22 protein-coding genes are annotated in these 21,754 nt (G+C 72.1%); 11 read left to right on the forward strand and 11 right to left on the reverse strand.

Going from position 1 to position 21,754, the window contains the following annotated elements:
• The first annotated feature begins 92 nt into the window (after window positions 1-92).
• From AQI88_RS28050 to AQI88_RS28065, 4 genes are all read left to right on the forward strand, one after another.
• Window positions 93-1,922: an ABC transporter transmembrane domain-containing protein gene (locus AQI88_RS28050; protein WP_067004418.1), complete on the forward strand. Its 1,830-nt coding sequence runs from the start codon at window positions 93-95 to the stop codon at window positions 1,920-1,922.
• The gene (locus AQI88_RS28055) at window positions 1,919-3,700 is read left to right on the forward strand and encodes an ABC transporter ATP-binding protein (RefSeq protein ID WP_067004420.1); all 1,782 of its coding nucleotides are present in this window, start codon (window positions 1,919-1,921) and stop codon (window positions 3,698-3,700) included. The genes AQI88_RS28050 and AQI88_RS28055 overlap by 4 nt, the downstream gene beginning before the upstream one ends.
• 1,096 nt (window positions 3,701-4,796) lie before the next feature.
• A complete protein-coding gene (locus AQI88_RS28060; protein ID WP_067004423.1) occupies window positions 4,797-5,267 on the forward strand; it encodes a DUF5709 domain-containing protein in 471 nt (156 codons plus the stop codon).
• Window positions 5,268-5,312: 45 nt separating this feature from the next.
• On the forward strand, window positions 5,313-5,576 hold the full coding sequence (locus tag AQI88_RS28065; RefSeq protein ID WP_067004425.1) for a type B 50S ribosomal protein L31: 264 nt from the start codon (window positions 5,313-5,315) through the stop codon (window positions 5,574-5,576).
• Window positions 5,577-5,590: 14 nt separating this feature from the next.
• On the opposite strand, the gene AQI88_RS28070 is transcribed toward AQI88_RS28065, so the two are convergent.
• A complete protein-coding gene (locus tag AQI88_RS28070; protein ID WP_067004427.1) occupies window positions 5,591-6,385 on the reverse strand; it encodes a metal-dependent hydrolase in 795 nt (264 codons plus the stop codon).
• Window positions 6,386-6,530: 145 nt separating this feature from the next.
• On the opposite strand from AQI88_RS28070, the gene AQI88_RS28075 reads away from it, so the two are divergent.
• Both AQI88_RS28075 and AQI88_RS28080 read left to right on the forward strand, forming a co-directional pair.
• Window positions 6,531-9,044 carry a DEAD/DEAH box helicase gene (locus AQI88_RS28075; RefSeq protein WP_067004429.1) on the forward strand — a complete coding sequence of 838 codons (2,514 nt, stop codon included), beginning with the start codon at window positions 6,531-6,533 and terminating at the stop codon, window positions 9,042-9,044.
• A 19-nt stretch (window positions 9,045-9,063) separates the two neighbouring features.
• Complete coding sequence (locus AQI88_RS28080) at window positions 9,064-9,930, forward strand: acyl-CoA thioesterase (RefSeq protein WP_067004430.1); 867 nt, start codon at window positions 9,064-9,066, stop codon at window positions 9,928-9,930.
• A 6-nt stretch (window positions 9,931-9,936) separates the two neighbouring features.
• Here the strand turns inward: AQI88_RS28080 and AQI88_RS28085 are convergent, their stop codons facing one another.
• On the reverse strand, window positions 9,937-10,929 hold the full coding sequence (locus AQI88_RS28085) for a DUF6397 family protein (RefSeq protein WP_067004432.1): 993 nt from the start codon (window positions 10,927-10,929) through the stop codon (window positions 9,937-9,939).
• 126 nt (window positions 10,930-11,055) lie between these two features.
• Window positions 11,056-11,469 carry a roadblock/LC7 domain-containing protein gene (locus tag AQI88_RS28090; RefSeq protein WP_067004434.1) on the reverse strand — a complete coding sequence of 138 codons (414 nt, stop codon included), beginning with the start codon at window positions 11,467-11,469 and terminating at the stop codon, window positions 11,056-11,058.
• A 92-nt stretch (window positions 11,470-11,561) separates the two neighbouring features.
• Here AQI88_RS28090 and AQI88_RS28095 point away from each other — a divergent pair, with 92 nt between their 5' ends.
• Window positions 11,562-11,990, forward strand: a complete 429-nt coding sequence (locus AQI88_RS28095) for a PPOX class F420-dependent oxidoreductase (RefSeq protein ID WP_067004436.1) — start codon at window positions 11,562-11,564, stop codon at window positions 11,988-11,990.
• Between the two features lie 3 nt (window positions 11,991-11,993).
• Here the strand turns inward: AQI88_RS28095 and AQI88_RS28100 are convergent, their stop codons facing one another.
• From AQI88_RS28100 to AQI88_RS28120, 5 genes are all read right to left on the reverse strand, one after another.
• Window positions 11,994-12,596: a GTP-binding protein gene (locus AQI88_RS28100; protein ID WP_067004480.1), complete on the reverse strand. Its 603-nt coding sequence runs from the start codon at window positions 12,594-12,596 to the stop codon at window positions 11,994-11,996.
• Window positions 12,597-12,794: 198 nt separating this feature from the next.
• A complete protein-coding gene (locus AQI88_RS28105) occupies window positions 12,795-13,208 on the reverse strand; it encodes a DUF742 domain-containing protein (protein ID WP_067004438.1) in 414 nt (137 codons plus the stop codon).
• Between the two features lie 18 nt (window positions 13,209-13,226).
• Window positions 13,227-13,664 carry a roadblock/LC7 domain-containing protein gene (locus AQI88_RS28110; RefSeq protein WP_067004440.1) on the reverse strand — a complete coding sequence of 146 codons (438 nt, stop codon included), beginning with the start codon at window positions 13,662-13,664 and terminating at the stop codon, window positions 13,227-13,229.
• A complete protein-coding gene (locus AQI88_RS28115; RefSeq protein WP_208615919.1) occupies window positions 13,661-16,186 on the reverse strand; it encodes a sensor histidine kinase in 2,526 nt (841 codons plus the stop codon). Before AQI88_RS28115 ends, AQI88_RS28110 begins: the two co-directional genes overlap by 4 nt.
• 48 nt (window positions 16,187-16,234) lie before the next feature.
• Complete coding sequence (locus tag AQI88_RS28120; protein ID WP_067004441.1) at window positions 16,235-17,008, reverse strand: MHYT domain-containing protein; 774 nt, start codon at window positions 17,006-17,008, stop codon at window positions 16,235-16,237.
• 152 nt (window positions 17,009-17,160) lie between these two features.
• Between AQI88_RS28120 and AQI88_RS28125 the strand changes: the two genes are divergently transcribed.
• A complete protein-coding gene (locus AQI88_RS28125; RefSeq protein WP_067004443.1) occupies window positions 17,161-17,760 on the forward strand; it encodes a class I SAM-dependent methyltransferase in 600 nt (199 codons plus the stop codon).
• A gap of 13 nt (window positions 17,761-17,773) precedes the next feature.
• On the opposite strand, the gene AQI88_RS28130 is transcribed toward AQI88_RS28125, so the two are convergent.
• Complete coding sequence (locus AQI88_RS28130) at window positions 17,774-18,529, reverse strand: alpha/beta fold hydrolase (RefSeq protein ID WP_208615920.1); 756 nt, start codon at window positions 18,527-18,529, stop codon at window positions 17,774-17,776.
• Between the two features lie 115 nt (window positions 18,530-18,644).
• Here AQI88_RS28130 and AQI88_RS28135 point away from each other — a divergent pair, with 115 nt between their 5' ends.
• Window positions 18,645-19,178: a PadR family transcriptional regulator gene (locus AQI88_RS28135; RefSeq protein WP_067004445.1), complete on the forward strand. Its 534-nt coding sequence runs from the start codon at window positions 18,645-18,647 to the stop codon at window positions 19,176-19,178.
• Here AQI88_RS28135 and AQI88_RS28140 read toward each other — a convergent pair.
• Entirely contained in the window at window positions 19,155-20,060 is a 906-nt protein-coding gene (locus AQI88_RS28140; protein ID WP_067004486.1) for an oxygenase MpaB family protein, read from the reverse strand. The genes AQI88_RS28135 and AQI88_RS28140 overlap by 24 nt on opposite strands.
• 98 nt (window positions 20,061-20,158) lie before the next feature.
• Here AQI88_RS28140 and AQI88_RS28145 point away from each other — a divergent pair, with 98 nt between their 5' ends.
• Together AQI88_RS28145 and AQI88_RS28150 are read left to right on the forward strand one after the other, a co-directional pair.
• Complete coding sequence (locus AQI88_RS28145) at window positions 20,159-20,455, forward strand: hypothetical protein (protein ID WP_067004447.1); 297 nt, start codon at window positions 20,159-20,161, stop codon at window positions 20,453-20,455.
• Window positions 20,456-20,596: 141 nt separating this feature from the next.
• Window positions 20,597-21,454 carry a hypothetical protein gene (locus AQI88_RS28150; RefSeq protein ID WP_067004449.1) on the forward strand — a complete coding sequence of 286 codons (858 nt, stop codon included), beginning with the start codon at window positions 20,597-20,599 and terminating at the stop codon, window positions 21,452-21,454.
• Window positions 21,455-21,554: 100 nt separating this feature from the next.
• On the opposite strand, the gene AQI88_RS28155 is transcribed toward AQI88_RS28150, so the two are convergent.
• Window positions 21,555-21,737 carry a hypothetical protein gene (locus tag AQI88_RS28155; protein WP_067004451.1) on the reverse strand — a complete coding sequence of 61 codons (183 nt, stop codon included), beginning with the start codon at window positions 21,735-21,737 and terminating at the stop codon, window positions 21,555-21,557.
• Window positions 21,738-21,754: the final 17 nt, after the last annotated feature.

The raw sequence follows: 21,754 nt of genomic DNA on the forward strand, positions 1-21,754 counted from the left end.
AAAACCGTTTGAAATTCACCACTCTGCGACGCGAACCTTTCACAGCTTGTTGCCGCCGCCTCCCCCTCCCTGACACGAGCCACTGGGACGTCATGCAGATTCAAGACCTTCCGTATTCCGACCCGGGCGTACCCGACGCGCGTTCGGGTCCTCGCCTCCTGTGGTGGCTCTGGCGCAACCAGATGGGCGGCCAGCTCAAGTCGCTGGCCTGGGGCCTGCTGCACTTCGTCTCCGTTTCCGCGCTGCCCTTCTGCGTCGGTCTCGCCGTCCAGGCGGTCATCGACCGTTCCGGCACCCGGCTGGCCCTGACGGGTGGCCTGATGGCGCTGTGCGGTACGGGGATCGCCGTCGGCGACACCTTCCTGCACCGGACAGCCGTCACCAACTGGATCACCGCCGCCGCCCGTGTCCAGCAGCTGCTGGCGGGCCAGGCGGCCCGGCTGGGCTCCGCGCTGACCCGGCGCGTCGCGGCCGGCGAGGTGGTGGCCGTCTCCACCGGCGACGTGGAGAAGATCGGCTGGTTCGTCGAGGCCGTCTCCCGCTTCACCGCCGCCGCGTTGACGGTCGTCGTGGTCTGCGTGGGCCTTCTGGTCTACCAGCCCGCTCTGGGCGTGGTCGTCGCCGTGGGCGTGCCGGTCGTGGCACTCGCAGTGCTGCCGCTGCTGCCCCGGGCGACGCGTCGCGCCGACATCCAGCGCGAGAAGGCGGGCCGGGCCACCGAGCTGGCCTCGGACACCGTCGCCGGGCTTCGCGTGCTGCGCGGCATCGGCGGCGAGGAACTGTTCCTCGACCGCTACCGCCGCGCCTCGCAGGAGGTACGGCAGGCGGCCGTGCGCAGCGCCCGGATGTGGTCGCTGATCTCCGCGATCCAGGTGCTGCTGCCCGGGCTGCTGCTGATCGCGGTCGTCTGGCACGGCATCCACCTGGCCCGCCAGGGCCGGATCACGGTCGGCGAACTCGTCACCGTCTACAGCGCGGTCATGGTCCTCAACTACCCGCTGCGGCACTTCGAGGAGATCGCCATGGCGTACTCCTTCTCGCGCCCGTCGGCCAAACGCGCGGCACGCGTGCTGTCGCTCCGGCGGAGCACCGACATCGAAGGGGCACGCGAGGCCGAGGTGCCGGGCGGCGACCTGTACGACCCGGCCACCGGTCTGCTCGCGCCCGCCGGCCGGCTCACCGCCGTGGTGTGCGGCGACCCGGACGCCGCCGGGCGGCTCGCGGAACGGCTGGGCGGCCACCCCGCCGGGCCGGGCTCCTCGGTGCTGCTCGGCGGGGTACCGCTCGACGACCTCCCCCTGGACAGCGCCCGCACCGCCGTCCTCGTCCAGGACAAGGACCCGGTGCTGCTGTCCGGCTCGCTGCGCGAGCTGCTGGACGTGCCCTCCTCCGGTGCCGTACGCGCCGAGGACGCGCTGGCGGCCGCGCAGTGCGGGGACGTCCTGGACGCACTGGTCCAGGGGTCGCTGGACGCCGCCGATCCGCTGGACGCCCGCATCACCGAGCGCGGCCGCTCACTGTCGGGCGGCCAGCGCCAGCGGCTGGCGCTGGCCCGGTCCCTCATCACCGACCCGGAGGTGCTGGTCCTGGACGAGCCCACCTCCGCGGTCGACTCGCATACCGAGGCCCGGATCGCGGACGGGCTGCACCGGCTGCGCTCGGGGCGGACGACGGTGGTGTTCACCTCGTCGCCGCTGCTGCTGGACCGAGCGGACCGGGTCGCCCTGGTCCACGAGGGCGCGGTCGCGGCGGTCGGCGTGCACCGCGAACTGGTCGATTCCGAGCCGCGGTACCGGGCCGTGGTGACGCGCGAGACCGAGGACGAGATGGCCCTGGCCGACCCCTTGGACGAGAACGTGGCCGACGGGAACGCCCTGATGGGCGCTCTCGAAGAGCTGAAAGAGATCGAGGAGAGCGCATGATCGGCGTTGCGCCACCGGCGTACGACCCGGCGGCCCCGACGACCGCCACCACCCTGCCCGTCGGCGCGGCCGCGACCGTGCGCGCCTACGTGGCCGAGCTGTTCCGCCGGCACCGCCGGGCCTTTGTGCTCCTCATCGCCGTCAACACGGTGGCCGTGGTCGCCTCGATGGTGGGCCCGTACCTGCTCGGCGGCCTCGTCGAGCGCGTGTCGGACAGGGCGCGCGAGCTTCATCTGGGGCTGACCGCCGGGCTGTTCGTACTCGCGCTGCTCGTCCAGGCCGTGTTCGTCCGGCAGGTGCGGCTGCGGGGCGCGATGCTCGGCGAGCGGATGCTGGCCGACCTGCGCGAGGACTTCCTCGTCCGCTCGGTGGGCCTGCCGCCGGGCGTGCTGGAGCGGGCGGGCACGGGCGACCTGCTCTCCCGCATCACCACCGACATCGACCGCCTCGCCAACGCCATGCGGGAGGCCGTACCGCAGCTGGCGATCGGTGTCGTGTGGGCGCTGCTGCTGCTCGGTGGGCTCGTCGTGACGGCGCCGCCGCTGGCGGCCGCCGTCCTGCTCGCGGTACCGGTGCTGGTGGCGGGGTGCCGCTGGTACTTCAGGCGGGCGCCCGCCGGCTACCGCTCGGAGGCCGCCGGGTACGCCGCCGTCGCCGCCGCGCTCGCCGAGACCGTGGATGCGGGCCACACCATCGAGGCACACCGCCTGGGCGATCGGCGTATCGCCCTGTCGGAGCGGCGGATCAAGGAGTGGACCGCCTGGGAGCGCTACACCCTCTGGCTGCGGTCCGTGCTCTTCCCGGTGATCAACGCCGTTCACGTCATCGTGCTCGGCTCGGTCCTCATGGCCGGCGGTGCCTTCGGGCTGCAGGGCTGGATCGGGGTGGGCCAGCTGACGACGGGTGCCCTCATCGCGCAGATGCTCGTCGACCCGGTGAACCTGATCCTGCGCTGGTACGACGAGGTGCAGGTCGCCCAGGTGTCGCTGGCCCGCCTGGTCGGCGTGCGGGACATCGAGCCGCACGCCGGGGACGCCTCGCTGGCCCCCGGCGGACGGGACGTGCACGCCGACCGGGTGCACTTCGGCTACCGAGAGGGCGTCGACGTGCTGCGCAAGGTCTCCCTGAAGGTCGCGCCGGGCACCCGGCTGGCCCTGGTCGGCCCTTCCGGCGCCGGCAAGTCCACGCTGGGCAGGCTGCTCGCCGGTATCTACGCGCCCCGGGACGGCCGCATCACCCTGGGTGGAGCGGAACTGTCCCGGATGCCCGCGGAGCGCGTGCGCTCGCACGTCGCCCTCGTCAACCAGGAACACCACGTCTTCGTGGGCTCCCTGCGCGACAACCTCCTGCTGGCCCGCACCGGCGCCACCGACGCCGAACTGTGGGCGGCGCTCGGCGCGGTCGACGCGGAGGGCTGGGCGCGGGCGCTGGACGACGGCCTGGACACCGAGGTCGGCTCCGGCGGGGTGGCGCTGACCCCGGCACAGGCCCAGCAGATCGCGCTGGCCCGGCTGGTGCTGGCCGACCCGCACACGCTGGTCCTGGACGAGGCGACCTCGCTGCTCGACCCGCGCGCGGCCCGCCACCTGGAACGCTCCCTGGCCCGCGTCCTCGACGGCCGCACCGTGGTCGCCATCGCCCACCGCCTGCACACCGCCCACGACGCCGACGTGATCGCCGTCGTGGAAAACGGCCGCATCAGCGAACTGGGCAGCCACGAGGAACTGGTCACGGCGGACGGGGCTTATGCGGCGCTGTGGCGGTCTTGGCATGGGTGAGAGGTTGAGGTGCGGTCGGGGGGGTGGAGTGAGCAGGTTCGGGGATGGACTGAGTTGGTCTGGGTGAGGTCGGAGGGCGAGGTGAGGCTGGGGTGAGGTGAGGTGAGGCCGGGGACGATGTGAGGCCTGGGGCGGAGTGAGGCCGGCAGCCGGGGCCGCGGCAGGGCCACGGGACGGAGACTGGGCCAGGCCGGGCCGGAGTCTGGAGCCGGGGCGAGACCGCGGGCCGGGGGGCGGGTCGGGGTCGGGTCGGGGTCGGGGTCGGGGCAAGTCCACCCGGCTGTGGGCCGAGACTGGGCCGGGGGCTGGGACCAAGCCGTGAGCCGGGGCGAAACCGCGGGCCAGGGCCAGGGGCAGATCCACCAGCCGGCCGAGGCCAGGCCATCGCCTGGGACCAAATCGTGGACCGGAGCGAAACCGCAGGCCAGGGCCGAGGCAAGTCCACCAGCCGTGAGCCGAGGCGAGGCCCCAAGCTGGGACCAAGCCGTGGACCGGGGCGAGGCTCGGGCCGCAGGCCGGGCCAGGCCATGGACCGGAACCGAAGCCCGGACCGCAAGCCGGACCAAACCGTGGACCGAAACCGAGACCCGGACCGCAAGCCGCACCAAACGGTGGACCGGCGTGGGGGCGGGGGCCTTGGTGAGCGGCGTCGGGCGTGCAGGGGTGCGCAGGGGGCAGCGCCGAGCCGTCGGCCGCGCCGCCGCTCCCGGCCAGGGCGTCGGCGTCGCCCGCCTGCGGGGTCGCACCGGCGGACGCGGGCTGTGTCTGCGGGTCCGGTCGGGTGACGAGGCCCCACGCCGGCGCTGCGGAGAGCGCGGGCGATCCCGGAGGAGTCCGTGGGCCCACCCGGTCGGAGGACGCGGTCAGGCCCCGTCACCAGTTCCCCGGGCGGGCCTGGGTGGGGATGTTCGGCCCGAAGCCGCGCCCCGTGCCGTTGCGCGGTGCCGAACAGGGGTGGAAGGCTGGATAGCGGCACCGGCTCGGGGAGCGCCCGGGAACCCGTCGGTTCCCGCCGCGTGAAACCCGTGCCGAGCGTGCCGACGGCGCGCTGCCCCTCGTGGGGGCACAAGGCCGTCCTCACCACCTGGAGGTACCCGTGGACAGCGCCGACGGATGGGGGGATGACGTCTACCAGCCCGATGCCTCGGAGATCCGGGAGGACTCGGGCGTGCTCGACGTCGAGGACACGCTGGACTTCGACGGCGTCGACGATCCCCTCGACCGGGGCTGGTCCCCTCCCGAGCGGCCGTGGGCGGTGGAGCACACCGGAGTGACGGCGAGCGAACGCCTGACCGGGCAGACGCTGGACCAGCGGCTCGCCGAAGAGCTGCCCGATGCCCTGGCGCCCGACGACGACGGCATCGGCGACTGCGCCGGCACCGACGGGGAACTCCTGGACAACGAGGTCGGCCATCTCCGCTCCGGCCGCCTCGTCGCACCCGACGAAGGTGCGCACGAGGACGAGGAGAGCGCCCTCGTCGCCACGGACGTCGGCATCGACGGCGCGGCCGCCTCCGCCGAGGAAGCCGCGATGCACATCGTCGACGAGGACTCCCTCTCCGGCTGACCACCGGGACGCCCCCTGTCCGACCGCCCCGCGCGAGGAGCCGCGATGCAGCAGGACAAGCAGCCCGACTACCACCCGGTGGTCTTCCGCGACCGCGCCGCCGGATACGCCTTCCTCACCCGGTCCACGGCGCGCAGCGAGCAGACCATCGAGTGGGACGACGGCCAGAGCTACCCGGTGATCGACGTGGAGATCTCCTCCGAGAGCCACCCCTTCTACACGGGCAAGGCCCGCACGGTGGACACCGAGGGCCGCATCGCCCGGTTCGAGCGCCGGTACGGCGGGGCGGAGTCGGGCGAGGCCACCTGAGCGGGCGAGGTGCGTCAGATCACGTTGAGGGCCGCCGCGCAGCCCACTCCCCCGAGCAGCATGAACACGGGCATCAGCACCTTCAGCTCGACCCAGCTGCCCGCCCGGAACCGCATCGCCTTCGGCGGGCCCAGCGGGTACCAGCGCTTGCGGCCCACCGGGATGGGCCACAGGATCGGGCATCCCGACACGGTCAGCGCGTCCCCGATGTCGTGCACCAGCGCGCCCAGCACGATCGGCAGGCCCAGCCACAGGTACTCCTGCCCGGGCGCGGTGAACAGCCAGTCGGAGCCGTTGCCCGGCTTGTCCAGGATCCCCGCGAGAATCCAGGCGCTGGTCGCGGCGAGCAGCCAGACCAGGATGTCGCTGCTGGAGCCGCGCGCCGCCCGCCACAACAGGCCCTCGATCGCCAGCACCATGTGTATGAACAGGATTGCGAGGACCGCCCAGCGGCCCCCGGCGATCGCCACCGCGGAGCTGCCCGCGCCGATGAGGACCGCCCACAGCCAGGTGTGGGTGAGCGTGCGGTGGCCACCTGTGCGGCGTGCGTCGCCCTTCTTCCTGGTGGCCTTGTAGACGGCGTACGACAGCTTGTCGACGATCTCGCAGATCCATCGGGAGACCGGCCCGAAGGCCCGCGAGATGGTGGCCGCCTTGTGGTCGAGGTCCGGGGCAAGCGCGGCGCCGGCGCAGATCAGGGCGCCGACGAGCAGGACCGGCCAGGGCATCGGGTGTCCGGCCGCGGCGGCGGCCGCTCCGACGCCGAGCCAGGCCGCAGCCCCCGACAGTGAGTGTGCTGGTCCCATCATGGCCGCTTCCCGCCCCATTCCTCGTGTGCCGCTGTCCTGTTGACCTGGTGCACTGACGCTCCGTCGGCGACACAGCGTAGCGGCCATGATCTTCGTACCCGCAGCCGATTCCCCTCTCGGCGGCAAGGCCAGGCAAGATGGGTGCGTGACCCTCATCGATCAGCTGCCGCCGACCGCCGACCCCGACGCCCTGTACGAAGCCTTCGAGTCGTGGGCGCAGGAGCGCGGTCTCACCCTCTACCCCCACCAGGAGGAGGCGCTGATCGAGGTGGTCTCCGGGGCGAACGTGATCGTCTCGACGCCCACCGGCTCCGGCAAGAGCATGATCGCCGCAGGTGCGCACTTCGCCGCGCTGGCCCGGGACGAGGTCACGTTCTACACGGCACCGATCAAGGCGCTGGTGTCGGAGAAGTTCTTCGAACTGTGCAAGATCTTCGGCACCGAGAACGTCGGCATGCTCACCGGCGACGCCTCCGTGAATGCCGACGCGCCCGTGATCTGCTGCACCGCCGAGGTGCTGGCCTCGATCGCGCTGCGCGACGGCAAGGACGCGGATGTCGGCCAGGTCGTGATGGACGAGTTCCACTTCTACGCGGAGGGCGACCGCGGCTGGGCCTGGCAGATCCCGCTGCTGGAGCTCCCACAGGCCCAGTTCATCCTGATGTCGGCCACTTTGGGAGACGTGTCCTTCTTCGAGAAGGACCTCGCCCGCCGCACCGGCCGTCCCACCTCGGTGGTCCGCTCGGCGACCCGACCGGTGCCCCTCTCCTACGAGTACCAGCTCACCCCGCTCACCGAGACGCTCACCGAACTGCTGGCGAACAGGCAGGCCCCGGTGTACATCGTCCACTTCACGCAGGCACAGGCCGTGGAGCGGGCGCAGGCCCTCATGAGCATCAACATGTGCTCGCGCGAGGAGAAGGACCAGATCGCCGAGCTGATCGGCAACTTCCGCTTCACCACCAAGTTCGGCCGGAACCTCTCCCGCTACGTCCGTCACGGCATCGGCGTGCACCACGCCGGCATGCTGCCCAAGTACCGGCGCCTCGTGGAGAAGCTCGCCCAGGCCGGCCTGCTGAAGGTCATCTGCGGCACGGACACGCTCGGCGTGGGCGTCAACGTGCCCATCCGGACGGTGCTGTTCACGGCCCTGACCAAGTACGACGGCAGCCGGGTGCGCACGCTGCGGGCCCGTGAGTTCCACCAGATCGCGGGCCGGGCCGGCCGGGCGGGCTTCGACACGGCGGGCCTGGTCGTCGCGCAGGCGCCCGAGCACGTCATCGAGAACGAGAAGGCCCTCGCGAAGGCGGGCGACGATCCGAAGAAGCGCCGCAAGGTGGTGCGCAAGAAGGCACCGGAGGGCTTCGTCGGCTGGACGGACAACACCTTCGAGAAGCTGATCGCGTCCGAACCCGAGCCGCTCACCTCGCGGTTCCGGGTGACGCACACGATGCTGCTGTCGGTGATCGCCCGTCCCGGCAACGCCTTCGAGGCGATGCGCCACCTCCTGGAGGACAACCACGAGCCGCGCAGGCAGCAGCTGAGGCACATCCGGCGAGCGATCGCGATCTACCGCTCCCTGCTGGACGGCGGGATCGTGGAGAAGCTCGACAAGCCGGACGCCGAGGGCCGCATCGTCCGGCTCACGGTCGACCTCCAGCAGGACTTCGCGCTCAACCAGCCGCTGTCCACGTTCGCGCTCGCCTCGTTCGAACTGCTCGACCCCGAGTCGCCGTCCTACGCCCTCGACATGGTGTCCGTGGTCGAGTCCACGCTGGACGACCCGCGGCAGATCCTCGCCGCCCAGCAGAACAAGGTGCGCGGCGAGGCCGTGGCCGCGATGAAGGCCGACGGGGTCGAGTACGAGGAGCGCATGGAGCGCCTCCAGGACATCTCGTACCCGAAGCCGCTGGAAGAGCTGCTCTTCCACGCGTACGACACCTACCGCAAGAGCCACCCGTGGGTCGGTGACCACCCGCTCTCGCCCAAGTCCGTCATCCGGGACATGTACGAACGGGCGATGTCCTTCACCGAGCTGGTGTCCTTCTACGAGCTGGCCCGCACCGAGGGCATCGTGCTGCGCTACCTCGCCAGCGCCTACAAGACCCTCGACCACACCATCCCGGACGACCTGAAGTCCGAGGACCTCCAGGATCTGATCGAGTGGCTCGGCGAGATGGTCCGCCAGGTCGACTCCAGCCTGCTGGACGAGTGGGAGCAGCTGGCCAACCCGGAGGAGATGACCGCCGAGGAGGCCCAGGAGAAGGCCGACGAGGTCAAGCCCGTCACCACCAACGCCCGCGCCTTCCGGGTCCTCGTCCGCAACGCCCTGTTCCGCCGCGTCGAGCTGGCGGCCCTCGACCAGGTCGAGGAACTGGGCGAGATGGACGCCGAGTCCGGCTGGGACGCCGAGGCATGGGGCGAGGCGATGGACAAGTACTGGGACGAGTACGACGATCTCGGCACCGGCCCCGACGCCCGCGGCCCCAAGCTGCTGGTGATCAAGGAGGAGCCGGAGAACGGCCTCTGGCGCGTCCGCCAGATCTTCGACGACCCGGGCGACGACCACGACTGGGGCATCAGCGCAGAGGTGGATCTGAAGGCCTCCGACGCCGAGGGCCGTGCGGTCGTACGCGTCACCGACGTCGGCCAGCTGTGAGCACAGGAGACTCCCACCCATGACGAACCCGGCGGAGAGACTGGTCGACCTCCTCGACCTGGAGCAGATCGAGGTCAACATCTTCCGTGGCCGGAGCCCGCAGGAATCCCTGCAGCGGGTCTTCGGCGGCCAGGTGGCGGGCCAGGCCCTGGTCGCCGCCGGGCGCACCACGGACGGCGAACGCCCTGTGCACTCGCTGCACGCGTACTTCCTGCGCCCGGGCCGGCCGGGTGTGCCCATCGTGTACCAGGTCGAGCGAGTCCGCGACGGGCGGTCGTTCACGACGCGCCGGGTCACGGCCGTGCAGCAGGGCCGCACGATCTTCAATCTGACCGCCTCCTTTCACAAGCCTGAGGAAGGACCGTTCGAGCACCAGCTGCCACCGGCCCGCGAGGTGCCGGACCCGGAGTCCCTGCCGACGGTGACCGAGGAGATCCGCAAGCACCTGGGCGCGCTGCCGGAACAGTTGGAGCGGATGGCGCGCCGCCAGCCCTTCGACATCCGGTATGTCGACCGGCTGCGCTGGAACGCCGAGGAGATCCAGGGCGCCGAGCCGCGCAGCGCCGTGTGGATGCGCGCGGTCGGGCCGCTCGGGGACGACCCGCTGGTGCACACCTGCGCGCTGACCTACGCCAGTGACATGACCCTCCTGGACGCGGTCCGCATTCCGGTCGAACCCCTGTGGGGTCCGCGGAACTTCGACCTGGCCTCGCTGGACCACGCCATGTGGTTCCACCGGCCGTTCCGCGCGGACGAGTGGTTCCTGTACGACCAGGAGTCCCCGATCGCCACCGGCGGGCGCGGGCTGGCCCGCGGGCGCATCTACGACCTGCAGGGGCGGCTGCTCGTCTCGGTCGTCCAGGAGGGTCTGTTCAGGGCCCTGTAGCGGGGTTCAGACCCCTGCGGGCCGGGGCTTTCTGCGGTGCAGCCAGGCGCGCAGTCCGCGGGTCGGCCGCGTCGCACCCGGCTCGGTCTCGTGACCCCGAGGTGGAGGCGGCGAGGCCGGCTGCGCCGCGGCCACGGCGTGCCGTGCGACCGTTGGCGTCACGGGGTGGGCGTGGTGCGCGGCCGGGCGCCGGGCGGGCGCTGTGTGCCGTGCCGCCGGGCGCGGGGCCGGCGAGTGGCCGCGTGCCTCCTGTACCGCGTGCGCCAGTTCGCTGCGCAGCCAGTCGGCTTCGTCGGAGTCGTGAGCCGTCATGAGCTGCTCGGCGAGGTGCGCGGTGGGCGATCCCGGGGCGGCGTGGTCGGGCGCAGCGGGCCGGAAGCGGTTCAGGTGCGCACGCTCGTAGGGATCCTTGACGATGTCCGCGACCTCGACAGGCGCGAGGAAGGCGGCCACGGTCCCGGCCCGCGCCCACGGGTCCTCGGCCTCGCGCAGCAGGAATCCCAGGTGCCGTCCGCGCCAGTTGCGGGCCCGCAGGTCCACCCCGGCCGCCAGTTGCCCCCTCAGGTTCTCGGGCGTACGCCCCTTGAGCAGGTGCGCGTTCTCGGCGCCGACCGCGAACTGCCTTAGTTCCTCGGCCAGATAGAGCCAGACGACGGCTCGGTAGCGGTTCAGGTAGAAGCGCACCGGCACCAGCAGTCCCAGACGGGCGAGCCGCGTGAACCTGCCCGCCGGGATGTCCATGAGCGCGGCGCCCTCGGCCGTACCCACGACCCGCACGCGTGCCCGGAGTGTTTCGGGAAAGCCGTCCTGGGCGCGCAGCCGGTCGAGCTCCGCCCGCTCGACCCGGCGGCCTCCGCCTCCGCCCTCGTCGGGCACGGTGCGGATACAGCCGAGATGGACGGCGAGGGCGAACTCGCCTCGCCTGAGCCCCAGTTCACGAGCTGCGCGGCTCGCTGCGCAGGTGACGGGGCGGGAGGGGACGAAGGTGCTTCCCGACATGGTCGTACTCCCCCGTGGAGTCGGTGGCTCACGCCGTGTGCGTGAGCCGTGCACACACCGTATCCGGTTCGACACGCGTCGTGGCGAGCCTGTGGATAACTCCGCGGAACTAGGCGAATACGCAGGTCAGAGGTCTGTCAGGGGAGCCCGCTCGGGTTGCCGGGCGTCCACGCCGAGGTGTTCGCCGACCCGGTTGACGAGCAGGGTCATCTCATAGGCGATCTGGCCGATGTCGGCCTCCGCGCCACTGAGCAAGCACAGGCAGCTGCCGGTGCCGGCGGCGGTCACGAACAGGACTGCGTCGTCGTACTCGATCATGGTCTGGCGCACGCTTCCCGCGCCGAAGTGGCGCCCCGAACCCTTCGCCAGGCTGTGCAGCCCGGACGCGACGGCGGCCAGATGCTCGGCGTCCTCGCGGCGAAGGCCCGTGCTCGCTCCGGTGACCAGCCCGTCGTTGGACAGGACCAGCGCGTGCCGTACGTGGTCCACCCGTTCGGTCAGATCGTCCAGGAGCCAGCCGAGTCCCTGGTTCTGCGCCATGTTCCGTCTCCCCGTGTGACGTCTCCCCCTGGCTGGAGGATCTGCCCGCCAGCCTTCCCCACGACCGGCGTCCGGGCAAGCAGGATGGGCGTATGGCACAGAAGATGACCGATGAGGAATGGCGGGCGTTCGTCTCGTACGGCACCCGAACCGGCAAGTTGTCCACCGTCAATGCCGATGGGAGCCCACATGTGGCCCCGATCTGGTTCCTGCTGGACGGTAACGAAGTGGTCTTCAACACGGGCAAGGGGACCGTGAAAGGGCGCAATCTCGCCCGTGACGGACGGATCGCCCTGTGCGTGGACGACGACCGGCCGCCGTTCCACTTCGTGGTGCTGAACGGGCGTGCCCGGCTGTCGGAGGAGCTGGACGAGGTGCGTCTTTGGGCCACCCGCCTCGCCGCCCGGTACATGGGTGAGGAGCGCGCCGAGGAGTACGGCGCCCGCAACGGTGTCCCGGGCGAGCTGCTGGTCCGGGTCGCCGTGGACAAGGTGGTGGCGCTGAAGGACCTGGCCGACTGAGGCTCAGCTGACCGAGTCGAGGAGCCGGGCGGTGTGCATCCGCCCGGCGTATTCGACCAGGCGGATCAGTACCTCCTTGCCCGAGTCCCGGTCGCGTGCGTCGCACAGCACCACGGGCGTTCCCCGGTCCAGGTCGAGGGCCCGGGAGACGTCGTGGGCGCCGTAGGCGCGTGCCCCGGCGAAGCAGTTGACGGCCACCACGAACGGGATGCGCCGGTGCTCGAAGTAGTCGACCGCCGGGAAGCAGTCCTCCAGCCGGCGCGTGTCGGCGAGCACCACGGCACCGAGGGCTCCCTGGGAGAGTTCGTCCCACAGGAACCAGAAGCGGTCCTGCCCCGGTGTGCCGAACAGGTACAGGGACAGGCCGGAGCGGATGGTGATGCGCCCGAAGTCCATGGCGACGGTCGTGGTGACCTTCTGGTCCACACCGTCGGTGTCGTCCACCAGTTGCCCGGCTTCGCTGAGCAGTTCCTCGGTGCGCAGCGGCCGGATCTCGCTGACGGCGCCGACCAGGGTCGTCTTGCCGACACCGAAGCCGCCGGCGACCAGTATTTTCAGTGCCAGGGCCGACATGTCGCCGGCGGCGTCGGAGTGCTCGGAGACCATGATCACTTCTCTCGGGAGGGCCGGCTGCGGTTCGTGGTGGAGGTGCTCGGGACGGGAAGTCAGCATCATGACAACTTCGCCACCCCTGTAGGGGATCGGACCGGAATGCGCCTGATGTGACCGCCTCGCGCCCGGTTGGTTCCGGAAGGCGCGCCAAATGGGATGCCGTGAGGCGTCCGATGGGTTGTGAAGGTTCATCTACAGCGCCCGCAGCCCCTCGATGACCTCGCGCAGAATCCGTTCGTCCGGTAGCTGGGCCGGGGGCACCGGGCGGCTGATGGTGACGCAGCCCAGTTCGAAGAGGTCGCCGAGGAGCACCCTCACCACGCCCACCGGCAGGTCCGCGTCGGCCGCGAGTTCGGCGACGGACTGCGTCTCCGTACGGCACAGGTCGATCAGGGCCCGGTGTTCGGGGCCGAGCGCGGTGTCGTCGTCCACGGCCGGTGCGGCGGGGGCGAGGGTGACGAGGGCGATCAGGTCGAAGCGCACTCCGGTGGGGCCGGGCTGGGTGCGTCCGCCGGTCATGGCGTAGGGGCGGACCAGGGGCCCGGCCTCGCCGTCGTACCACTGGATGCCCTGTTCGCGCGGGCCGTCGGTCGGGTTCTCGGTCATGGGTGCCGCCCTTTCGGCTCATCCGGCGGCGGGCGGCCGGGCCGTGACGCGCGGCGCCGTGTGGAGGTGCTCGCCCACGCGCTTGACCAGGCGTGCCATCTCGTAGGCGACCAGGCCGATGTCGGCGGTGACGGCGGTGAGCACGGCGAGGCAGGAGCCTTCGCCGGCGGCGGCCACGAAGAGGAAGGCCTCGTCCATCTCAACCATGGTCTGGCGTACGCCGCCCGCTCCGAAGTGCCGTCCCGCGCCCTTGGCAAGGCTGTTGAAGCCGGAGGCCACGGCGGCTAGGTGCTCCGCGTCCTCCCGGGCGAGGCCGGTGGAGGCGCCAACGGCCAGGCCGTCGTTGGACAGCACGACGGCGTGCCGCACCTCGCTCACCCGCATCACCAGGTCGTCCAGCAGCCAGTCGAGTTCGCCGGATCGCTGGGCGGTCCTCATGCTCGGGTCCTGGATCATGCCGGGTCTCCTTCGGTGCTGTCACTGCCCGTTTCGGGTTCCGGGGCGGCGGCGCCGCGGCCGGGCTTCCTGCCGCCACCGCGGGCCCAGCCGTCGCGGTAGGCCGTCATGCGGTCCCGTACGAGTTCGGGGGTGCGCCGGTCGTCGGCGCGCGGGGCGGGTTGCGGCCCCGGTTCTTCGGGGCGCTGGTGGCGGAGTTGGGGGGCGAGGCTCGCTTGGCGCACACGGCGCGGGAGGTCGTCGGAGGGCTCGGAGTCGTTCGGTGGGCGGTGCAGCCTCAAAGCGGTGACTCCGGGGGGCGGGGGTTCGTGCGCGGGCGTCGATGAGGCCGGGGTCGTGGCCGCGAGGGCGGGCCGAACGGACGGCGCGGTGACCGCGGACGGGGGCCGGGGCGTGTCGGGCACGGGCGCGTACGCGCGTTGCTGCTCCGGGTGTTCCTGCGCCTCCTCGTGGGCGGGGCGTCTCGCAGAGCCGGTGTGCAGCAGGGCGGTGGGCAGCAGGACGACCCCGGTGGTGCCTCCGTAGGGGGAGGTGCGCAGGTGCACCTTGATGCCGTGCCGGGAGGCGAGCCTGCTGACCACGAACAGTCCGAGGCGGTCGCTGTCGAACAGATCGAGGGCCTCGGACTGCTCGATCCGCCGGTTGGCCTCCGCGAGCGTCTCGGCGCCCATGCCGAGGCCCCGGTCCTCGACTTCGAGGGCGTAGCCGTTGCCGACGGGTTCGCCGGTGACGCGCACGCGTGTGTGGGGCGGCGAGAACTGGGCGGCGTTCTCGACCAGTTCGGCCAGCAGGTGGGTGAGGTCGGCCACGGCCGCGCCGATGACGGACGCCTCCGGGAGCTGGCGCACCTCCACGCGCGCGTAGTCCTCGACTTCGGACACGGCGGCGCGTACGACGTTCGTGAGGGACACCGGCATGCGCCAGGCCCTGCCGGGTGCCGCTCCGGAGAGGATGATCAGGCTCTCGGCGTGACGTCGCATCCGGGTGGTGAGGTGGTCGAGGCGGAAGAGGTCGCTCAGCTCGTCGGGGTCGTCGGAGCGCCGCTCCATGCTGTCCAGGAGACTGAGCTGGCGGTGGACCAGCACCTGGCTGCGCCGGGCCAGGTTGACGAAGACGCCGGAGATGCCGCTGGCGAGTTCGGCGCGCTCCACCGCGGCGTGCAGGGCGGCGCGGTGGACGGTGGTCAGGGCCTCCGACACCTGGCCGGTCTCGTCCTCGGCGGGTGGTCCGGCCGGTGCCTCGGCCTGGATGTCGATCTCCTCGCCCGTGCGCAGCTTTCGCATCGCCGCGGGGAGTTTGCGGCGGGCGATCTCCAGGGCGTCGTTGCGCAGGTTCACCAGCTCGACGACGAGAGCCCGTCCGATGCGGACGGAGATGACGAGCGAGGCGGCGACGGCGGCGAGGCCGAAGAGCACGGCGGCGCCCGCCGGGCTGAGCAGGCCGCGCGTGAACGGGTCGGCGCGGCCCGCGACGGCCCGCCCGGTGTCCGTCGCGATGCCCCGCATCCCGTCCTGCACGCGCGCGTGCGAGGCGCTCCAGGCGGTCGTCGGTGCGGTGTCGACCGCCTTGGCCCCGGGGCCGGCGGCGAGGATCTTGTCCTCGGTGGCGGTGAGCGAGGTGTACGCGCTGCTGCCGGCGAGGTCGCGCCAGGCGGTGCGCTGGGTGCCGGGCAGGTCGGCGACGGCAGCCTCGGTGAGGGTGCGGCGGGTGGCGACGGCTGCCCCGAACAGCCGCAGCCGCTCGCTGTGCAGACCGCCGGCCGGGCGCGCGCTGCCGAGGGCGGCGTCCTCCTGGGCCAGCGCCTCTGCCGCGCGGGAGAATTCGAGCAGTACGCGCGCGTCGGAACCGACGTCGGCCTGCTGGATACCGGTGAGGGCGCCGTCCACCGTGAAGGCCGTACCGATCGTCTTCGTGTACTGGGTGTACACCTCGCTCCAGCCGGCCTTGCCATCGAGTACGGCGGTCCGCAGCGCGCGCAGGTTCTCGGCGCCGGTGACGAACGCCTGGAGACGTCCCGCGACTCCGGCGGGCAGTTCCTGGCTGTCGGCCACGGTGTTGTCTTCGCCGAGCCGCAGCCTGGCCACCGCGCGGTCGGTTCGGGCGGCGAGTCCGCGCAGGGCGTCGCCGCCTCCCGCACCCGGGTCGGCGGTGTAGCGCACGGCGGCGGCCCGCTCGGTCTGCAGGGCGGTGACGGCCGCGGCCACCGGGGCGCGCAGTTCGGCGTCGACCCGCTGGGACTGGCGCAGGTGGGCGACGTCCTGGGCGGTGCTGACGGTGGCGTACGCCCACAGGGCGAGCAGGGAGACGACCGGCACCATCAGCAGGCAGACCACCTTGGCCCGCACCGTGCGAGGCCGCAGGTGCCAACGGCCCGCGCGCGGGGGCGCGTTGTCCGGTGCTGTGTCGAGGGGGTGTCTCGCGTCCTCGTCGGCCGGTGGTCCGGCGTGCGCGCGGCGGCCGCGCGGCGGGGGCGGGGACTGCTCCGGGGTGCCGGCGTTCGGGGTGCTTCGGGGTGGGCGCATGGCCTCCTCGCTCGGGACGTGGGTCGGGGCTCCGGGGCAGGGCTCCCGCTAGCGGGCAGCGCTCTGGACGGGCCGCTGGGCCGAGGCGGACGCCTCGCGCTCGTCGGCCGTGGGTGAGAGGGCGACGAAGGCCGAAGTGAGGAACAGGTAGGACCCGAGGCCGACGGCGAGGGGGAAGATGAACTGCATCGCCGTGGCCCCGGGCAGCACCTCGCCGGAGGGCGTGACGCGCACGCTCACCGCGAACATCCCGGTGTAGTGCATGCTGCTGACGGCCGCCCCCATGACGAGGGAGGCGAGGGTGACGGCAAGGGGGGACTTGATGTTGAGCCCTGCCCACAGGGCCGCGGTCGCCGCCACGACGGCGATCAGGACCGAGAGTCCCACGAGGACGGGGTCGTAGTGCACTTGACCGTGCAGCCGTACCGCCGCCATGCCCAGGTAGTGCATGCTGGCGACGCCCAGCCCGGTGGTGAGCCCGCCGAGCAGGAGCGCCCGGTTGCGGTCCCGGCTGTAGCCGACGGCGAAGACGCCGACGCAGACGACGACCATGGCGACGACGAGGCTGAGAATGGTCAGCGGCACGTCGTAGCGGATGTCGGTGCCGCTGACGCGGAAGCCGAGCATCGCCACGAAGTGCATGGTCCAGATGCCCGTCCCGATCGCGGAGGCGGCGGTGACGAGCCAGTTGCGGCGCGACCGGCCGGTGGTGCCGAGCGCGCGCACGGTGCAGCGCAGTCCCAGTGCGGCGCCTATGCAGGCCATGACGTACGACAGCGCGGGGGTCAGCCAGCCGAAGGCGGCGTGGTCCAGGTGTCCCATGGCCTCGGGACGCTAGCCGGAGCAGGGGCGCACGAAGGGCGCGCATTTCGAAAGGTGTTGGAATATGACACAGAGAGGCGATGGAACGATCGCGTCCCGCTCGAACATGCGCGCAGGAACGTCCCCCACATCGGTGAGGGATCATGCGGAGCATGAGCGACGACCACACACACGTCCAGGAGTTCTTCACCGCCCGCGCAGCCGACTGGGACAGCAGGTTCCCCGACGACGGCCCCGCCTACGCGGCCGCCGTGGCCGACCTGGGGCTCCGTCAGGGCGACCGCGTGCTCGACGCGGGCTGCGGCACGGGCCGCGCCCTGCCGCCCTTGCGTGCCGCCGTGGGGCCCTCCGGGGTGGTGACCGGGGTGGACCTGACCCCGGCCATGATCCAGGCCGCCATACGGGCGGGCAGGGACCGTGACGGACGGCTGCTGCTCGCGGACGTCGCCGCGCTGCCGCTGCGGTCCGGATCCTTGGACGCCGTGTTCGCGGCGGGCCTGATCGCCCATCTGCCGCAACCCGCCCAGAACCTGCGGGAACTGGCCCGCGTGGTACGGCCGGGTGGCACGCTGGCGCTGTTCCATCCCATCGGCCGGGCGGCCCTGGCGGCACGTCAGGGGCGGCAGATCACCCCCGACGACCTCCGGGCCGAGGCCAATCTGGGCCCGCTCCTCGCCCGCTCGGCCTGGCGCATGACGTCGTACGTCGACGAGCACGCCCGGTTCCTCGCGCTGGCCGTACGCGAGGGCTGACGGCCGGGGCGGGTCAGCCCTGCCCCGCGATGGCTGCCGCGAAGGCGTCGGGATTGTCGAACATGACGTTGTGCCCGGCGCCCGGCACCGTCACCACACGGACTCCGGCGGCTTCCAGGTCCTGCCTGCCCTTGAGTTCGCCACTGTGCTCGCCCTGAAGGTAGACGCGGTCGATCGCGAGGCCTTCCAGCATCGTGCGCATCACGGGGTCCGAGCCGTGGCGGAGGCCGACGGCACTGCGGTGCAGGGCGCGCGGATCTGCGAGCCGCATGGTGGCCGCCCACAGCGGACCGACGGCCTCCAGTACGCGCGCGTAGTGCTCTTCGACGAACTCGTCCTCCCGGTAGGCGGCGATCCCGCTGCTGCCGGCCGTCGCCGGCGGGAAGGCGTCGAGGTTGGCCTCCGTGAGGACCAGCCGGGAGACGAGATCGGGCCGCCGGTGGGCGAGCACGATGGCGACGGCACCACCCATGCTGTGCGCGACCATCTCGGCTCCGGTGACGGCGGCCTGGTCCAGTGCGACCGCGACAGCGTCGGCATGTTCGTCCAGCGTGTAGCCGAAGTGCTCGGGCCGGTCGCTGGTGCCGTGCCCGGGCAGGTCCACGAACAGGCTGCGCCGGCCGACGAGTTCGGGGCGGGTCGCGATGTGCGCGTGGTACACGGCGGAGATCGATCCGAGTCCGTGCAGGTACACACGCGCGGGCTCGGCGCCGGGCGCCTCCGTCCACCGGATCATGCTCCCCTTGCTGTCGAATGCGGTCTGCTTCACCGTGTCCCTCCCCGACGTCTGCGGTACGTGTCAGCACAATACCTCGATGCCGATGTATAGCGGTACCGAAATATAGAGCCACCGCTGTACAACGGATCCACGAGAGAATGCGGTCATGCTGGAACTCGCCATCCTTGGTTTCCTGTACGACGCACCGCTGCACGGTTACGTCCTGCGCAGGCACATCGCCGCCCTCACCGGCCACGTACGGCCCGTCGCCGAGAGCACGCTGTACCCGGCGATCAAGCGGCTGGAGAAGGCCGGCCTCCTGGCGCGGACCACCGAGCCGGGAGCCGTGGCCGCGCCGCGTCACGTCCTGACACTCACCGAGGAGGGCAGGCAGGAGCTGCGGCGCCGCCTCGCCGATCCCGGGCAGCGCGAGATCACCGACGAGAACCAGTGGTTCACACTGCTCGCGTTCCTGCGGCACCTCGACGACCCCGCGGCCCAGGCGGCCGTGCTGCGGCGCCGGCTGGCCTTCCTGGAGGAACCGGCGAGCTTCTTCTACGACGGCGACCGGCCGCTGCGCGCCGAGGAACTGGACGACCCGTTCCGGCGGGGCGTCCTCACCATCGCGCGTGCCACGAGCCGGGCCGAACTCGCCTGGCTGCGCGACACGCTCAGGTCACTCGAGGGTGTCGGCCGCTGAGGTGTCCAGGTGCCGCACCGGACAGCCGCCCGCCCCTGGGACCGGGCGCGTACCCAGGCCGGCCAGCCGGTAGCCGTTCGGGTAGCCCTTGATCTCCCAGTTCTGCCGTGCGAAATGCGGCGTGCGGCGCGGCGGCAGCAGCCGGACCAGCCGGCCGCGTGTGCGCACGGCGCGGCGCACGAGCGCGGAGGCGGCCGGGCCCGGCGGCTCGTAGCGGAAGGCGCGCAGCAGGGGCTCGTCGAGCAGCGCGCGCGTCGCCGCGCGCAGCAGGGGTGCCAACGGTCGCGGGTACCAGGAGGCCATCAGGTCGAGCGTGGCGTCGGATACCCGCCGGGCCTGCTCGTCCCACGCGAAGTGGGCCTCTTCGTAGGCGTCGAGGAGGGCTTCGAACTCCTCGTAGGTCTCGGGTATGGCGGGGATGCCCAGGTGCCGGCCCAGGGTGCGGTAGTACTCGGTGGTGGCGACGATCTCGTGCCGGGACAGGCGGCGCCAGCCGTAGGTGTCGATCCACCGCCTCGGCATGACGACGAAGGTGGACAGCACATAGAGCATGTCGTCGTCGCTGATGTCGTAGCTGCGGTGCATCTGGTTGATGCGGCGGATCGCGGTCCTGCCCTCCGCGGTGCTGAAGCCGTGCTCCACAACGGCGTCGAGGAGCAGCGCGGTGTCGTCGTAGCGCTTCTGTGTGCGCTCGGTCAGCTCCGCCGTCTGCGCGAGCAGCCGCCCGATGCTGGGTACGGCGTAGGTGCGGTACAGCGCCAGCTCCAGGGCCCGTGTGTAGTCCCACGGAAATTCGAACGCCACGCTGAGCCGGTAGATCTCCAGGGCGTCCGCCACCGGGTCCATCCGACGGATCTGCTCGAGCCGCCCGAAGCGCTTCACCGTGTCGTCCCCCTTCTGCCGCCGAAGCTCCAACTCTACGTTGAACAGCAGCAGGTGGGCGATGGGTGACGACCCCGTTCAGGGGGAAGGTGGGGCACATGTTCGACGTGATGCGCAAGTACGCCGCCAGATTCCGCACCTCCCCGCGCGCGGAGGAACCAAGCGCCCGGGACAGGCGCGCACACAACTTGTTCGAAGCTGCGGCCGCCTATGTGGCGGCCTGCGCGGAGGACGATCAGGACCGGATCGAGGAGGCGGCGGCCCGGGTGTCGCCGGAGGCGCTGGCGTTCGGGGTGCGCGAGCTGGCGTGCCGGGCCGTCGTCACACTCGCCCGGGAGCGCGACAAGTCGCCCCGGGCGGTGGCCCGCGATCTGCTCGGGCTCCCGACACCCTGAGAGAAACACCGCGCCGACCGGTGGTCATTTCGCCCCCGTCCAGGTGGAAACCTGCAGCTCCGCGTGGTGTGCGGAGTCGTGACAAGCGCCTTCCGCTCGCACTAGGGTGCGCGCCGATGGACGAACCACTGGGAGGCACGGATGGCCGGGACGGACGATGAGGCCGTCGCCGCCGCGGACGAGGCGCTGTATGTGCTCACGGCGGTGCTGCTGACGCCTGCGCAGTTTCCGAGCGTGCTGGGCGACGACTATCCGGAGGCCTGCACAGCGCTGGGCCTGGCACCGCGCGCCGACGGGTACGGCCTGGTGCTCGGGCAGGACGGTGACGGCGCCCGCTGGACGGTCGTCATCGACGACGTCTCGCTGGTCGCCGTGGCGATCGCCTCCTGGGACTGCGGGATGGAGTACGAGCTGTCGCCGGACGAGCGCAGCGTCGTGGCGGCCCTCCCGGGCTGGCCGCTGGCGGTCGCCGTCGCCGCACCCGGTGTGCCCGCGCCGCACGACCCCGATCCCGAGATCGCGGACGGGCCCGCACTGACGCCGCCGGACACCGGCTCCTGGGGAGCTGCCCAGCGGCGCCTGGGCGCCGACGAGATAGCGCTGCAGTGGGCGGTGTGGCGGGAGCAGATCGACGACGACTACTTCCCCTCGACCGATGAGCAGCCGACGACCGCGCAGGCCCATGCGGACGGCGCGGCGGCGGACGGCGAGGAGAGCGCACCGAAGGGCGGCCACCAGGGCGTCCGGCGGGTGCTGGCGGAGGCGCGCGCCTACGTCGACTCACCGCCGCCGCTGGGCCGGGTGCGCTCGTCGTTCGCCCCGGGCGACGCCCGTACGCTGCGCGCCGACGGCCCGGGCTGGTCGATGGTGGCCCGCACCGACGACATCGCGTTCGTCCTGCTCGACGAGGAGCCCGGCGAGGTGCTGCCGGTGGGCCGGGGCCCGGAGTTGCCAGGGCTTCTGGAGGCGCTCGACAAAATGGCCGTACGACCCAGCTGAACCCGCGGGGGCCGCATCCTCCGTGGAGGCGCGGCACCCAAGGGCTCCGAGCGAGCCTGCGGGCCCCTCGGCGAACGGCCCCGGCCCGCCGGCCCGTCGCTCAGCGGCCGAGTTCCTTGCGTGTGACCCGGCGGAGCCTGCGCCGCTGCGAGGGGTCCAGCGCCAGGTACGCGGCGACCGGAACCCCCACCACAATGAGGAACGAGACCCACCAGGGCAGCCAGATCAGCAGGATGAGACCGACCGCCACACCCCCTGCGGCGATCTTCGCGGTCTTGGACATGAGCGTCGCCTCCTTCG

It is taken from the genome of Streptomyces cellostaticus (genome assembly GCF_001513965.1).
GTDB classification, from domain to species: Bacteria; Actinomycetota; Actinomycetes; order Streptomycetales; family Streptomycetaceae; genus Streptomyces; species Streptomyces cellostaticus.

Coding starts and splice junctions, on each gene's coding strand:
- AQI88_RS28050 (WP_067004418.1), top strand. CDS start 93: ATGCAGATTCAAGACCTTCCGTATTCCGACCCGGGCGTACCCGACGCG.
- AQI88_RS28055 (WP_067004420.1), top strand. CDS start 1,919: ATGATCGGCGTTGCGCCACCGGCGTACGACCCGGCGGCCCCGACGACC.
- AQI88_RS28065 (WP_067004425.1), top strand. CDS start 5,313: ATGCAGCAGGACAAGCAGCCCGACTACCACCCGGTGGTCTTCCGCGAC.
- AQI88_RS28070 (WP_067004427.1), bottom strand. CDS start 6,385: ATGATGGGACCAGCACACTCACTGTCGGGGGCTGCGGCCTGGCTCGGC.
- AQI88_RS28080 (WP_067004430.1), top strand. CDS start 9,064: ATGACGAACCCGGCGGAGAGACTGGTCGACCTCCTCGACCTGGAGCAG.
- AQI88_RS28085 (WP_067004432.1), bottom strand. CDS start 10,929: ATGTCGGGAAGCACCTTCGTCCCCTCCCGCCCCGTCACCTGCGCAGCG.
- AQI88_RS28090 (WP_067004434.1), bottom strand. CDS start 11,469: ATGGCGCAGAACCAGGGACTCGGCTGGCTCCTGGACGATCTGACCGAA.
- AQI88_RS28095 (WP_067004436.1), top strand. CDS start 11,562: ATGGCACAGAAGATGACCGATGAGGAATGGCGGGCGTTCGTCTCGTAC.
- AQI88_RS28100 (WP_067004480.1), bottom strand. CDS start 12,596: ATGGTCTCCGAGCACTCCGACGCCGCCGGCGACATGTCGGCCCTGGCA.
- AQI88_RS28105 (WP_067004438.1), bottom strand. CDS start 13,208: ATGACCGAGAACCCGACCGACGGCCCGCGCGAACAGGGCATCCAGTGG.
- AQI88_RS28110 (WP_067004440.1), bottom strand. CDS start 13,664: ATGATCCAGGACCCGAGCATGAGGACCGCCCAGCGATCCGGCGAACTC.
- AQI88_RS28115 (WP_208615919.1), bottom strand. CDS start 16,186: ATGCGCCCACCCCGAAGCACCCCGAACGCCGGCACCCCGGAGCAGTCC.
- AQI88_RS28120 (WP_067004441.1), bottom strand. CDS start 17,008: ATGGGACACCTGGACCACGCCGCCTTCGGCTGGCTGACCCCCGCGCTG.
- AQI88_RS28125 (WP_067004443.1), top strand. CDS start 17,161: ATGAGCGACGACCACACACACGTCCAGGAGTTCTTCACCGCCCGCGCA.
- AQI88_RS28135 (WP_067004445.1), top strand. CDS start 18,645: ATGCTGGAACTCGCCATCCTTGGTTTCCTGTACGACGCACCGCTGCAC.
- AQI88_RS28145 (WP_067004447.1), top strand. CDS start 20,159: ATGTTCGACGTGATGCGCAAGTACGCCGCCAGATTCCGCACCTCCCCG.
- AQI88_RS28150 (WP_067004449.1), top strand. CDS start 20,597: ATGGCCGGGACGGACGATGAGGCCGTCGCCGCCGCGGACGAGGCGCTG.
- AQI88_RS28155 (WP_067004451.1), bottom strand. CDS start 21,737: ATGTCCAAGACCGCGAAGATCGCCGCAGGGGGTGTGGCGGTCGGTCTC.